The sequence below is a fragment of the Streptomyces sp. NPDC030809 genome (genome assembly GCF_055572195.1).
This window is the reverse complement of sequence record NZ_JBVIDV010000001.1, coordinates 404730-418397: the sequence shown is the minus strand read 5'-3', so window position 1 is coordinate 418397 and position 13668 is coordinate 404730. Positions and strand designations below refer to the sequence as shown.

The following is a 13668-nucleotide window of genomic DNA, read 5'->3' as shown; positions in this document are numbered from 1 at the left end:
CGCCCGGAGCGGTGGATGTGCGGCGCCGGGCGCCGCCGGGCAGGCAGGGGTGTCGGCGGACCCCGGGCCGGCTGCCGTCCGCGCTCACTCCGCCTCGGCGGCGGTCGCGGCCGCCCAGGCCGCTGCCGGACCGGTCTCGGCCGGGCCCGCGGGCTCCCAGTGGCCGGACTCGTTCCGGTACGGCCACCAGCGGCCCCGGCGGTCCAGGCGGAGCTGGGCCGAACCGTCCGCCGCCGTCCAGTGGTTGCCGGACTGGTGGAGCTCCGGCCGTTCCCCGACCCCGTCTCCGTCCCCGTACCCGTCCCCCTCCTCGTCCCGGTGCTCGTCCCCCTCCTCGTCCTCCCAGGCGCCGGCCAGCGCCGCCCGGGCGCGGGCGGCCGCCTCCCCTTCCGGCTGCCACTGCTCCTCCAGTACGGCCACCGCCGCGGCCCCGCCCAGCCGCCAGGCCCGCACGGCCCGGGCCAGCCCCGCGCGGTCGCGGCCGCTCGCCGCCGCCAGCCGGGCCCGTACCCGTACGTCCTCCGCCACGGCCGCCAGCCGCAGCAGGTCCTCCTCCCGGGTGGGTGCCGGGGCCCGCGGATCCTCCGCGTGGCCCGGGGACACGGCCCGGGCCAGGAAGCGGTGCGCCGCCTCGGCCGCCGCCTCCGCCAGGAACTCCACCGCCCCGGGGTCGAGGCCCTCGCCCGGCTCCGCCTCCACGTCCAGCACGGGCGGCTGCCCCGGGACCGCCGGGACCTGCGGCGGCGGGGGCAGCGGCGGCAGGATCTGCCAGGTGGCGAACGCCTCCGCCGCGTCCACTCCCGCCGCCCCGGCTCTTCCGCCCGCCCCCTCCGCAGGTTCCGCGTCCCCCGGCCGCGATCCGCCCGCGGCGGCCGCGCTGCGCGCCTGGAGGGCGTCGAGGACCTCGTGCTCCCCGCGGCCGCGCAGCAGGAGCAGCAGGAACGGGTCCTGGTCCAGCAGGCGCGCCAGCTGGTAGCAGAGGGCGGCCGTGTGCGCGCAGTGGTCCCATTCCCCGCATCCGCACCGCGGATCCAAGTCGCCCGTGCCGGGCAGGAGTTCCACCCCGGCGGCCGCCGCGTCCTGAGCCAGCTCCGGCGGCACCTCCCGGTCGAGCAGCGCCGCGATGTGCCCCGCCTCGGCAGCCGCCAGGCCGAGGAAGCGGTCCCACTCGCCCGGCGAGAACCGCGGGAGCAGCACGTCCGTACGCAGCCGGGTGCCGTCCGGGTCGGTCACCACCGCGGTCAGTCGGCCCGGCCGCACCGACACCGCCCCGACCGCGCCGCCGCGCGCGTACCGGCGGCCCCGCTTCAGCTGTTCCCCGTCCAGCGCACCGTCCTCCAGCGCCCGGAGCCAGGCCTGCCCCCACCAGGTGCTCGTGAACCCGCGCCCGCGGGCGGGCGGCAGCGCGGCGAAGGTCCGCTCCGGAGCGGCCGGAGTGCCCGGAGCGGCCCCGGCGGTCGGACCCGCCGCGGCGCCGCCGTCCGCCGCGTACCGGCGCCCCGCGCCTTCCGCCCCGTTCCCGTTCCGGTTCCCGTTCCCGTTCCCGTTCCCGTCACCGATCACCGTGCGTCCCCCCGCAGCTCCACGAGCTCCGCCAGCTCCTGGTCGGTCAGTTCCGTCAGCGCGCTCTCGCCGCCCCTCAGCACCGACGCGGCCAGCGCCCGCTTGCGGGCCAGCAGCCCGGCGATCCGGTCCTCCACCGTCCCCTCGGCGATCAGCCGGTGCACCTGCACGGGCCGGGTCTGCCCGATCCGGTGGGCCCGGTCGGTGGCCTGGTCCTCGACCGCCGGGTTCCACCACCGGTCGAAGTGGACGACGTGCCCCGCCCTGGTCAGGTTCAGCCCGGTGCCCGCCGCCTTCAGCGAGAGCAGGAAGACCGGGGCCGCGCCCGCCTGGAAGGCGTCCACCATCTCCGCCCGGCGGGCGAGCGGGGTGGCCCCGTGCAGGAGGAGGGTGCCCACGCCCCGGGCCGCCAGATGGCGTTCGACGAGCCGCGCCATGGCCACGTACTGCGTGAAGACGAGCACGGACCCCTCCTCGGCGAGGATCGTGCCGAGCAGTTCGTCGAACAGCTCCAGCTTCCCGGACCGCCCCGCCAGCCGCGGCCGCTCCTCCCGCAGGTACTGCGCCGGGTGGTTGCAGATCTGCTTGAGCGAGGTCAGGAGCTTCACCACCAGCCCCCGCCGTTCGAAGCCGTCCGCGGCGGCGATCTCGGCGAGCGTCTCCCGCACCACGGCCTCGTAGAGCACCACCTGCTCCGCCGTCAGCGCGACCGGGTGGTCGGTCTCCGTCTTCGGCGGCAGCTCCGGCGCGATCCCCGGATCGGACTTGCGCCGCCGCAGCACGAACGGGCGTACCAGCGCGGCCAGCCGCTCCGCCGCCCGGGGATCCGCCCCGCCCTCCACGGCCGACGCGTAGCGGGAGCGGAAGGCGGACTGCCGGCCGAGCAGTCCGGGAGTGGTCCAGTCGAGTACGGCCCACAGGTCGGACAGGCTGTTCTCCACCGGCGTGCCGGTCAGCGCCACCCTGGCCCGCGAACCGATGGTCCGCAGCGCCCGCGCCGTGCCCGAGCGCGGGTTCTTCACGTGCTGCGCCTCGTCGGCCACCACCAGCCCCCACGGGATGCCCGCGAGATGCGCCGCGTCCACGCGCATGGTGGCGTACGTGGTCAGGACGAACGCGTCCCGCTCCGGGGCTGCCGGGAGCCGGCGCCCCGAGCCGTGGTGGCGGTGGACGGCCGTGCCCGGGGCGAACCTCTCGATCTCCCGCTCCCAGTTCGCCAGGAGCGAGGCCGGGCACACGACGAGGGTCGGCCCCGAGGCGGCCGGGTCCTGCTGCCGGTGCAAGTGCAGGGCGATCAGGGTGACCGTCTTGCCGAGCCCCATGTCGTCGGCGAGGACGCAGCCCAGCCCGAGCGCGGTGGTCCGGGCCAGCCAGTCCAGCCCGCGGAGCTGGTAGTCGCGCAGGGTGGCGGTGAGCCCCGGGTGCGCGGGCACCGGGCGGGCGCCCGGGCGTTCGGGATCGGCCAGCTGCGCCCGCAGCCGCTCCAGCCCGCCATCGGCCGTCACCGCGACCCGTACGCCGTCCACCTCGGCCGATCCGGTCAGTACGGCGGCCAGGCCGTCGACCGGGGCGATCTTGCGGTCCTGCCGGGCCAGGGCGCGCCGGGCGGCCCGGGGGTCGATCAGCACCCACCGGTCCCGCAGCCGGACGAGGGGGCGCTTGGCCCCGGCCAGCCGGTCGAGGTCGGCACGGGAGAGCGGCTCGCCGCCGAGGGCGAAGCGCCAGTCGAAGGCGAGCACGGAGTCGGGGGCGAGGAAGCCGTACGCGGGCCCGTCCCCGCCGTGCCCCTCGGAGGGGGCGCCGTCCCCTCCTGCGCGGGGGCCGGTGCGGTGCGGCAGGGCGACCACCGCGCGGGCGGTGAGCTCGCGGGCGAACCGCCGGGGCCAGTGGACCTGCACCCCCTCGGCGGCGAGGGCCCCGGCGGCCGCGCCGAGCAGCTCCGTGACCTCCTCGTCGGCGAGGTCCACCGCATCGGGCACGGCGGCGGTGAGCAGCGGGGACAGCGGGGGCCACACGCGGGCCGCCCGGCGGAGGGCGAGCAGTGCGTCCATCCGCGCCTGCGCGCCCAGCACCTGCGCGCCCAGCGCCTCCGTGCCGGGCGGCTCCGTGCCGCCGGGCGCGGCGGGGCCGGCTCCCTGCCAGACCGCGGCCGCATCGGCCACCGCCGAAGGGTCGGCGAGGCTGTGCACCTGCAGCACCGCACGGAAGGCCGGCCGGTACGCGTCCTCGCCCGGCGCGGCAGCCTCCTCCGGCAGGCCGGACACCTCGATCCGGAGGGAGATGCGGACCCCCGCGTCGTGGGCCGCGGCCACGTCCGCCGCCCATGCCCGGTGTGCGGGATGGCGCTGCGGCTCCTCACCGGCAAAGGCGGGACCGCCGGCCGCGGCCACCGCGGCGGGAGAGCGTGGCAGGGTGTCGGCGACCGCGTCCAGGAAGGCGCGCAGCAGCCGTACGGGGTCGGGCAGCCGGCCGGGAACGGGGCCGGGCAGGGGTACGCAGTGCGCGTCGGGCGGCATCGCCGCGGCCAGGTCGCGCACCTGCTGCAGGTCGTCGGCGTCGAGCGGCCCGGCCCGCCAGGAGTCGTGGCCTGTGGCCGTCAGCCCGGGCAGGAGCAGCCCGCGGGCCGTGAACCCGAGGGCCAGCAGGGCGGCCGCGCCCCAGAAGGCCGGGCTGGACCGGGCCAGGCCGGGGTCGGACAGGGCGGCCGCCCGTACCCGGGTGAGCAGCGGGAGGGCCTCGCGGACCGGGAGGGTCAGGGCGGACACCTCTGCGGTCTCCAGGGCCGGGGTGAGGACGGTCAGTTCCTCGGTGCGCGCGCCGCCGCCCAGGTTGCCGGCGGAGGGTTCGAACACCTCGCCGTCCGGGTCCCAGAAGGCGATCCTGCCGGTACGGGCGGGGTCGCCGGGCAAGAAGACGGCGGAGCAGTGGATGAGGCCGGAGATCTCGTGGTGGAGCACGCTTTCCTCGGATTCGGCTACTGGTCCCCGGGGGCGCCGGGGCGGCCGAGGGTACCTGAGGGCCCCGGCGCGGCGGGAACGGCACGACGGCGCCGCGCGTTGAGGAGGACAGGAGGCGGGCAGGCAGAGCGGGCCCGCCGACGTGCGGAAGGGAAGGCCTCGATGTCGACACGCGCGAAGGTGGCCACCGCCGGTGTGGTGGCGGCGATCGTCCTGTTCTGGGCGGTCGGGTTCTGGCCCGGCCTGCTGGTGCTGATCGGCGTGCCGACAGCCGCGTACCTGCTGCTCGACCCTTCGCAGCGCCGTCGGGTGAAGGGGCTTTCGCGCAGGCAGATAGGCAGGTGACCGGGTGGGCGCCCGCCTTGGATGATCATACAGAGGCCGGTCGCGGGCCGCTTGCAATGCTCACGTAGGGTCGGCCTCCCGGTCCGGCCGGGCCGGTGGCACACACGGGGAGGATTCCGCGCGATGAGCGGTTGCGTCACGGCGGTCAGCAGCAACGGCACCTACAGCTTCACCAAGCCCAACCGGGAGAGCATCACCCTGCTCGAAGGGCTCGGTGTCGAAGGCGACGTGCACGCGGGGGTGACGGTCAAGCACCGCTCCCGGGTGGCGCAGGACCCGACGCGGCCGAACCTGCGGCAGGTCCACCTCATCCACCAGGAGCTGTTCGACGAGGTCGCCCGGGCGGGCTTCGGAGTCGGGCCCGGCCAGCTGGGGGAGAACGTGACGACGAGCGGCATCGACCTGCTCGGCCTGTCCACGGGCACCCTGCTCCACCTCGGCGAGGAGGCCGTCGTCGAGGTGACGGGGCTGCGCAACCCCTGCCTGCAGATCGACGCCTTCCAGGACGGCCTGCTCAAGCAGGTCGTCGGGCGGGACGAGACGGGGGAGATCGTCCGCAGGTGCGGAATCATGGGCGTGGTGCGCCGGGGCGGCGTGGTCCGCCCCGGGGACGCGATCACCGCCGTGGCGCCGGAGGGTCCGCACGTACCGCTGGAGCGGGTCTGAGCCGAGCCGGGCCGCGACCACGGCCGGGGGCACGCGGCGAGCCGTCCGACCGGGGCCGGGACCCCGGCCGGGGGCGCCCGCGGTCCCTGGGCTCCGACCGTGGCCGGGGGCCCGGGGTGCTGGCCGCGGCCAAGGGCGCCCGGTCCCGGACGGGTTTCTGAGTGTCGGCCGGTCACGGGTGCCGGATGCCGGGTCCCGGACGGGTTCCGAGTGTCGGCCGGTGCCGGGTCCCGGCCGGTTGCCAGGGGACCTGGAGCCCTGGCCGTTGTCATGATCCCCGGGCCCCCGGCCACGGCCACGGTCCCGGATCGGTATCCCGGCGCCGGTCCTGGCCACGGCCTCGGGATCCCGGGACCGGTCCTGGCCACGGCCTCGGGATCCCGGTCCCGGCCCCGCTTGGTGTCCCGCTACCGGTCCTGGCCTCGGCCTCGGCCTGGGGGATCCCGGTCCCAGTCCCGGCCACGGTCCCGGCCACCCTCCAGGCCTCGGTCTCCCGGCGCCGGTCCTGGCCACGGCCGCGGCTCGGTGTCCCGGTACCGGTCCTGGCCACGACCACGGTCCCGGCCTCGGTGTCCCGCTACCGGTCCTGGCCTCGGCCTCGGCCTGGGGGATCCCGGTCCCAGTCCCGGCCACGGTCCCGGCCACCCTCCCGGGCTCGGTGTCCCGGCGGCGGTCCCGGCCACGGCTGCGGCTCGGTGTCCCGGCGCCGGTCCTGGCCACGACCACGGTCCCGGCCTCGGTGTCCCGCTACCGGTCCTGGCCTCGGCCTCGGCCTGGGGGATCCCGGTCCCGGCCACGGTCCCGGCCTCGGGGTCCCGGTCGGGGCCGGTGCAGGGCTGCCGGGTGCCGTCAGCGCGTCCCCGGTGCCCCGGTCAGGACGGGCGGACGGCGATCTTGTCCAAGGATTCCAGCAGGCCCGGGAGTTCGGGCCCGCGGCCGACCGGCCGGACCTGCCCCGGCTCCTCGTCCAGCAGCACGAAGGCCATGTCGTCCGTCCGGGCCACCATCGACCAGCCCGGTCCGTCCACCCGCAGGGTGCGCGCCTCCCCGGAGGCGAAGGCGGACCGGATCCGGCCGGGCGGCGGCGGGTTCCGCGTGTACGCGCGGGCCTCGTCCAGCACCCGGCGCACGCCCGGGTGGCCGGGCCCGCCGGTGCCCGCCGCGGGACCGGTGCCCGAGCCAGCCGCGCTGCCGTCGCCCGCGCCACCGCCGGCCGCGCCACCGTCCTCCGCGCCACCGCCGGCCGTGGCGCCCTCGTCGCCCGAAGCCTCCGCCCCGGGAGCGACGTACTGCTCCCGCCAGGCCTCCCACTGCTGGGCGATCTCGTCCGCACCCATGCGCCGCTGCGCCGGTCCCCACACGTCCGCCCGCGGCGGTGCGAGCGGCACCCGGCCGGTGCCGTCCGCCCCCTGCTCCGGGTCGTGCGGCTCGGGCACCCCCGGCGCGGCCACGGCCAGGTCCAGCGGCCAGCCCGCCAGCGAGGCCACGACCGTCCGGTCGTCCGGCGAGAGGTCGTACTCCATCCCGCAGTCCCACGAGGCGATGGCGACCGCGACCAGCGACACGTCGTCGATCACGACGGTCCAGCGCGCGCCCTGCTCGTCCTGCCCGAGGACCAGCCCGTAGCCGTCCGCGTGCGGCTCCAGCCCCAGGGACCGGCAGGCCTCGGGGTAGTCGTCGCCGAACACGCTCGGGAACTGTGCGGGCGTGAGGAGCTGGGCCGACAGCACGTAGAGCGAGCCCTCCTCCTCGCCGCCCGCGCCGCCGGCGTCGTCCGCGGCGGTCCCCGTCGCCGTGCCGCCCGCGGCGGCGTCCTCGTCGGTCCCGGTCACGTGCCCTCCCATTGCTGTTCGTCGGCGCACCCTAACCAGTGGGTAACCATGCCGTCGAGAGGTGACCGGGAGGCTTTTCCGCAGCACCGGCCCGCCGGCCCGCCGCGGCCGCCCCGGCCCGCCCCAAGCCCCCGACGTGCACATAGAGTTGGCCTTCCGCCACAGAAGGGACACGCGGTGACGCGCTACGACCGGCTCAAGGAGATCCTCCGGCTCGACCCGGAGGAGGACTTCCTCGCGATCTACCGGCTCACCGCGACGTACGAGTTCCCCTGGGACTACACCCGGGCCCTGGAGCTCGCCCTCTACCGGACCTACGCGGTGCCCTCCATCGGACGGCTGCTGGCCGAGACGGCCGAGTTCACCGACCGCACCCAGAAGCGCTACGACGACACCGCGCTGCTCCTCGACGGGGTGATCGAGCACGGCTTCGACAGCGACCAGGGGCGCACCGCGATCCGCCGGATCAACCAGATGCACCGCAGCTACGACATCACCAACGAGGACATGCGGTACGTCCTGTGCACGTTCGTCGTGATTCCGAAGCGCTGGATCGACGCCTACGGCTGGCGGAAGCTCTCCGGGCATGAACAGGCGGCCGCCGCCAAGTACTACGAGACCCTCGGCCGCCACCTGGGCATCACGGACATCCCGGGCTCCTTCGAGGAGTTCGAAACCTGCCTCGACCGCTACGAGGCGGCCCACTTCGGCTGGGACGAGGGCGGCCGCAAGGTCTCCGACGCCACCCTCGACCTCATGGCCTCCTGGTACCCGGCCCCGCTCGCCCCCGCCCTGCGCGCCGCCGCACTGGCCCTGCTCGACGAGCCGCTGCTGCGCACGTTCCGCTACGAGGACCCGCGGCCTGCCGTCCGCACCCTGGTCCGGGGCGCGCTGCGGCTGCGCGGCCGGGCGGTCCGCCTGCTGCCGCCGCGCCGCGCCCCGCACTACGCCCGCCAGAACCCGGAGATCAGGAGCTACCCGGGCGGCTACGCCCTGGCCGACCTCGGCAGCTTCCCGGTGCCGGGACGCGGTGGCTGCCCGGTCCCGCACGCGCGCGGGACCGGACGGCGGCCCACGGAAGGGGAGGACCCGGCGTAGCCGGACCTCAGCCCGCCCGTACCGCCAGCGCGAGGAAGCGCGCGTCCTCGTCGGCGTACGACTCCAGCTCCCAGCCCGCGGCGGCCAGCACCGGCCGGAGGTTCTCCTCGGCCCGCAGGTCGTCGGGGGTGATCTGGCGCCCCTGGCGGGCGGCCAGCGCCCGGCGCCCGATGGCGTGGAACAGGGCCAGGCGGCCCCCCGGGCGTACGACGCGGGCCAACTCGGCGAGGTCCCGCACCGGTTCGGCCAGGTGCGAGATGAGCCCGGCCCCGAACACGGCGTCGAGGGCGGCGTCGGGCAGCGGCAGCCGGGAGACGTCGCCGAGCACCAGCAGGGCGTCCCGGTCCCGTCCGGCCAGCGCCGCCTGTTCCAGCATCCCGGGGGTGAGGTCCAGTCCGATCACCGCGCCGCCCGGGCCGACCGCCTCGCGCAGGTGGGGGAGGGCCCGCCCGGTGCCGCAGCCGGCGTCGAGGACCCGGTCCCCGGGCCGCAGGCCCATCTCGGCGACCCCGATGGCGAACTTCGGCCCGTCGTCCGGGAACCTCGTGTCCCAGTCCGCCGCCCGGGATCCGAAGAACTCCTGGACTTGTGTGTGGTCTTCGCTCATGTGCCCATGATCCCTCACCGAGGTTCCACACATACCGTGTGCCCGTTGCCACTTGGTGTGATCGTGCATGAACGTATCTCTGTCATATTCCATCAGCTTTCGAAATGCGCCCCTTGTTCGCTCCCTCACCCGGACTAGCGTCCCGGGGCCATGGGACACCTGGACCACGCAGCCTTCGGCTGGCTCACCCCCGCGCTGTCATACGTGATGGCCTCCATCGGCGCCGCCCTCGGGCTGCGCTGCACCGTCCGCGCGCTCGCCGCCACCGGACGCTCCCGCCGCAACTGGCTGCTCACCGCCGCCTCGGCCATCGGGACCGGCATCTGGACCATGCACTTCGTGGCCATGCTCGGCTTCCGCGTCACCGGCACCGAGATCCACTACGACGTGCCGCTCACCATCCTCAGCCTCCTCGTCGCCATGGCCGTCGTGGGGGCCGGGGTCTTCGCGGTCGGGTACGGCAAGGACCGCGGGCGGGCCCTGGTGCTGGGCGGCCTCACCACCGGGCTCGGCGTGGCGAGCATGCACTACCTCGGCATGGCGGCCCTGCGGCTGCACGGTCGGGTCACGTACGCGCCGCTCGTCGTCGGACTCTCCGTCGCGATCGCGGTCATCGCCGCCACCGCAGCCCTCTGGGCGGCCCTGAACATCAAGTCGCCGGTCGCCGTGGCGGTCGCCTCCCTCGTGATGGGCGCCGCGGTGAGCAGCATGCACTACACCGGCATGATGGCGGTCGGCGTCGAGGTCGCCCCCTCCGACGGCGCCCTGCCCGGGGCCACCGCCATGCAGTTCATCTTCCCCCTGGCCGTCGGCCTGGGCTCCTACCTCTTCCTCACCTCCGCCTTCGTGGCCCTCTCCCCGACGGCGGACGAACGCGCCGCCTCCGCCACCGCACGGCTCCTCGGCGAACAGGCCGCGCCCGTGCACTGAATCCGGCGGCGGCCCCGGTCGCATGCCCCAGCCCGGGCCCCAGCCAGGGCCCCCGTCCGCGCCCGTGTCGTCCGCCCGCGGGCGAGGTGGTCGGCCCGGACCGGCCCGCGAGGTCTCCACACCCGCACCGATCGCACCCTTCGCACCAGCCGTACCACCCGTACCACCCGTACCGCCATCCGGAACGAGGAGCCCATGCGCACACCCCGCAGCACACCGGACGCCGACGCGTCCCGGCTGCCGGCGCCACCGGCGCGCGGCCGCCGGGCCCACGCCGGGCCGCCGGCCGAGGAGCACCCCGCCGCAGGAGCATGGGCCACCACCCGCGGTCCCGCACCGGACGCCTTCCCCCCGGACCCCTCCGGCGCGACCGCCTCCGGTACTCCCGCCTCCGGTACTCCCGCCTCCGGTACTCCCGCCTCCGGTACTCCCGCCTCCGGTACGGTCCCCGCCGGGGCGGCCCCGTACGGCACGGCCGCCCCGGCCCGCCGGTTCCGGCTGCGGCCCGGCACCGTCCGCGCGAAGATCGTCTCGCTGCTGATGGTGCCCGTGGTCTCCCTCCTCGCCCTGTGGGCCTTCGCCACCGTCAGCACCGCCCAGGACGTGGCCCGGCTCGCCCGCATCCAGCGCGTGGACGAGCAGATACGCATCCCCGTGGGCCGGGCCGTGACCGAACTCCAGGCCGAGCGCCGGGCGGCCGTCCGGTACCTGGCCGCTCCGGACGCCGGGCTCGCCGCCGCGTTCGCCGAGCAGGGCCGCCGTACCGACGCGGCCGTGGCCCGCCTCCGCCTGGGCGACCGGCACACCGTCGCGGACTCCGGGGACCAGCCGCCCGCGGTCGCGCAGAAGCTGCGGGAGTTCGTCGCCGCTGCAGAAACGCTTTCCCGGATGCGGTCCGGCATCGAGACCCGCAAGACCGGCCGGGACACCGCATTCGAGGCGTACACCGAGGTGGTCGGCGCCGCCTTCGGCGTCGGCGGCGTCCTGTCGGGCAGCACGGAAGGCGAGGGCGCGGCGCACGCCTCCGAAGCCCGCGTGCTGCTGGAATTCGCCCGCGCCGGAGAGCACCTCGCCCGCGAGGACGCCGTACTGGCCGGGCGGTCCGGCCGCACCGGGCTGAGCGCGGAGGACGTACGGCGCTTCACCGCGGCCGCCGAGAGCCGCCGCACGCTCACCGAGGCCGCCGCCGCGGACCTGCCGCCCGCCCGGCGCGCCCAGTGGCAGCGGACGGCCAAGGGCGCCGCGTACGCAGGCCTGACGGCGGCCGAGGACCGGCTGCTCGGCGCCTCGGGCGGGGCGGGCGGCCGGGCGGACCGTACCGTTCCGGCCGGGTGGGACACCGCGGCCGGGGAGGTCGCCACCGCGATGCGCGCCGTGCAGGACGCCGCCCGGAACGCCGCCGCGGACCGGACCGATCCGCTGGCCGAGGGCCTGGTCGGCGTGGCCGGGGCGGCCGTGCTCCTCGGACTGGCGGCCGTGGCCGCCTCGCTGTTCATCTCCGTGCGGATCGGCCGCGCCCTCGTCGTGGAACTCGTCTCGCTGCGCAACGGGGCCCTGGACATCGCCCACCGCAAACTCCCCGGCGCCATGGACCGGCTGCGCGCCGGACAGGACATCGACGTGGCCGCCGAGGCCCCCGCGGCCGCGCCTGCGGAGGACGAGATCGCGCAGGTCGGGGCGGCACTCGCCACCGTGCACCGGGCCGCGCTCAGCGCCGCCGTGGAACGCGCCGAACTCGCCAGCGGGGTGTCCGGGGTGTTCGTCAACCTGGCCCGCCGCAGCCAGGTCCTGGTCCACCGCCAGCTCACCCTGCTGGACTCGATGGAACGCCGCGCCGACGACCCGAACGAACTCGGCGACCTGTTCCGCCTCGACCACCTCACCACCCGCATGCGCCGCCACGCCGAGAGCCTGATCATCCTCTCCGGGGCCGCCCCCGGACGGGCCTGGAGGATGCCCGTCCCCCTCACCAACGTGGTGCGGGCGGCTGTTTCGGAGATCGAGGACTACCCGCGCGTGGAGGTGCGCCAGCTGGCCGAGGCCGGGGTGGCCGGGGCGGCCGTCGCCGACCTCACCCACCTGCTCGCCGAACTCATCGAGAACGCCGCCCAGTTCTCCCCGCCGCACACCAAGGTCCGGGTCAGCGGCGAGCCCGTCGGCAACGGCTACGTGCTCGAAGTGGAGGACCGCGGGCTGGGCATGGGGCGCGAGACCCTGGCCGAGGCCAACCGGCGCATCGAGCAGTCCGAAGCGCTCGACCTGTTCGACAGCGACCGGCTCGGACTGTTCGTGGTGAGCCGGCTCTCCGCGCGGCACGGGGTGAAGGTGCACCTGCGCACCTCTCCGTACGGGGGCACCACCGCCGTGGTGCTGCTGCCCACCGCCCTGCTCCAGGGAGCCCTGACGGCGGGCGGGCAGCGGGCTGCCGCCGGGATGCAGGCCGGGGCGGCGGCGGGGGCCGCTGCCGGGCCGGGTGATCCGCCGGCCGCGGGCGCCGGGGCGCGAGGGGCGACCGCCCCTGCTGCTGGGGCCGCCGAGCGGGGGTTCGCGCCGAGGGGCGTCGGGGCCCGGACCGGGTTCGGGGCAGGGGCCGGGGTCCGGCCCGCGGGCGGGTCCGGGCCCGGACCCGTCAGCCGGTCGGGGGAGGAGCAGAGCGAACTCCCGGGGCGGTCCGCCGCGGCGTCCCCGTTCCCGCATCTGCCGCCCCCGCACTCCCCCTCCTCTCCGACCGCTTCCCCCGCGCCGTCCCCGGAGGCGGCTCCGGTCCCGCCCGCGGCCGAGCAGCCCCCGGCCCCCGTGGCCACGCTCCGGCCCCGCGGTCCGGGGGGCCGTACCGTCCTGCGCGCCACCGGCCCCGTGCCGCTGCCCGCCGGCCAGGGCGGACCCCCCGCCGGGATCACCGAGCTCCCGCGCCGGGTCCGTCAGGCCAGCCTCGTACCGCAGTTGCGCGAGGCGCCGGCACAGGCCGCACCCGTATCCGCAGGGGCCGCTGCGCCCGCGTCGGAGCCGGACGGGCGGAGCCCCGAGGAGGCCCGGGACCGCATGGCGGCCTATCGCGCCGGCTGGGTCAGGGGCGCGGCCGACGCGGGCGGGAACGGCTCCGCGGCGGGCGCACACACCGAAGGCAGCGAAGGAGAGCAGTCGTGATCGAACACCAGAGGATCGACATGGACAGTGCACGGCGTTCCGGTGAGCTGGACTGGCTGCTGGACGACATGGTGGGCCGGGTGCGGGAGGTGCGGCACGCGGTGGTGCTGTCCAACGACGGCCTGGCGGTGGGTGCTTCGAGCGCCCTGAGCCGTGAGGACGCCGAGCACCTGGCCGCCGTGGCCTCCGGGTTCCACAGCCTGGCCAAGGGCGCAGGGCGGCACTTCCATGCGGGCGGGGTGCGCCAGACGATGGTGGAGATGGACGACGGGTTCCTGTTCGTCGCCGCCGCCGGGGACGGCTCCTGCCTGGCCGTGCTCAGCGCGGCCACCGCCGACATCGGCCTGATCGCCTACGAGATGGCGCGCCTGGTCAAGCGGGTCGGCGAACACCTCTACCAGCCCCCGCGGTTCGCCGCCCGGCCGCCCGCCGCGGGCTGAGGACGGCCCGGCACATGAGCGCGAACAGCAGGTACGGGCACGGCGACGCGCCGCACCGGTCACAGCAGCCGTACCAGCCGCAG

Annotated in this window: 10 protein-coding genes; 6 read left to right on the top strand and 4 right to left on the bottom strand. The window is 76.6% G+C overall.

The genetic code is table 11. From position 1 onward, the window contains the following. Positions 1-84 precede the first annotated feature (84 nt). Both ACZ407_RS01790 and ACZ407_RS01785 read right to left on the bottom strand, forming a co-directional pair. Positions 85-1563 carry an SWIM zinc finger family protein gene (locus ACZ407_RS01790; protein ID WP_468124633.1) on the bottom strand — a complete coding sequence of 493 codons (1479 nt, stop codon included), beginning with the start codon at positions 1561-1563 and terminating at the stop codon, positions 85-87. Further along, positions 1560-4520 (bottom strand): DEAD/DEAH box helicase, encoded by a 2961-nt coding sequence (locus ACZ407_RS01785; RefSeq protein ID WP_468124631.1) that lies wholly within the window; start codon positions 4518-4520, stop codon positions 1560-1562. Before ACZ407_RS01785 ends, ACZ407_RS01790 begins: the two co-directional genes overlap by 4 nt. Positions 4521-4682: 162 nt before the next feature. Here ACZ407_RS01785 and ACZ407_RS01780 point away from each other — a divergent pair, with 162 nt between their 5' ends. Both ACZ407_RS01780 and ACZ407_RS01775 read left to right on the top strand, forming a co-directional pair. After that, positions 4683-4865 carry a hypothetical protein gene (locus tag ACZ407_RS01780; protein ID WP_468124629.1) on the top strand — a complete coding sequence of 61 codons (183 nt, stop codon included), beginning with the start codon at positions 4683-4685 and terminating at the stop codon, positions 4863-4865. Between the two features lie 123 nt (positions 4866-4988). After that, positions 4989-5531: an MOSC domain-containing protein gene (locus ACZ407_RS01775; RefSeq protein WP_468124628.1), complete on the top strand. Its 543-nt coding sequence runs from the start codon at positions 4989-4991 to the stop codon at positions 5529-5531. An 872-nt stretch (positions 5532-6403) separates the two neighbouring features. Here the strand turns inward: ACZ407_RS01775 and ACZ407_RS01770 are convergent. Further along, on the bottom strand, positions 6404-7363 hold the full coding sequence (locus ACZ407_RS01770) for a hypothetical protein (protein ID WP_468124627.1): 960 nt from the start codon (positions 7361-7363) through the stop codon (positions 6404-6406). Between the two features lie 177 nt (positions 7364-7540). Between ACZ407_RS01770 and ACZ407_RS01765 the strand changes: the two genes are divergently transcribed. Next, positions 7541-8461, top strand: a complete 921-nt coding sequence (locus tag ACZ407_RS01765; protein ID WP_468124626.1) for an oxygenase MpaB family protein — start codon at positions 7541-7543, stop codon at positions 8459-8461. 7 nt (positions 8462-8468) lie between these two features. Here ACZ407_RS01765 and ACZ407_RS01760 read toward each other — a convergent pair whose 3' ends face one another. After that, complete coding sequence (locus ACZ407_RS01760; protein ID WP_468124625.1) at positions 8469-9068, bottom strand: class I SAM-dependent methyltransferase; 600 nt, start codon at positions 9066-9068, stop codon at positions 8469-8471. A 150-nt stretch (positions 9069-9218) separates the two neighbouring features. Here ACZ407_RS01760 and ACZ407_RS01755 point away from each other — a divergent pair, with 150 nt between their 5' ends. From ACZ407_RS01755 to ACZ407_RS01745, 3 genes are all read left to right on the top strand, one after another. Next, positions 9219-9998, top strand: a complete 780-nt coding sequence (locus tag ACZ407_RS01755; RefSeq protein ID WP_468124624.1) for an MHYT domain-containing protein — start codon at positions 9219-9221, stop codon at positions 9996-9998. A 195-nt stretch (positions 9999-10193) separates the two neighbouring features. Further along, entirely contained in the window at positions 10194-13145 is a 2952-nt protein-coding gene (locus tag ACZ407_RS01750) for a sensor histidine kinase (protein WP_468124622.1), read from the top strand. A 20-nt stretch (positions 13146-13165) separates the two neighbouring features. Beyond that, the gene (locus tag ACZ407_RS01745; protein ID WP_468124907.1) at positions 13166-13585 is read left to right on the top strand and encodes a roadblock/LC7 domain-containing protein; all 420 of its coding nucleotides are present in this window, start codon (positions 13166-13168) and stop codon (positions 13583-13585) included. Positions 13586-13668: the final 83 nt, after the last annotated feature.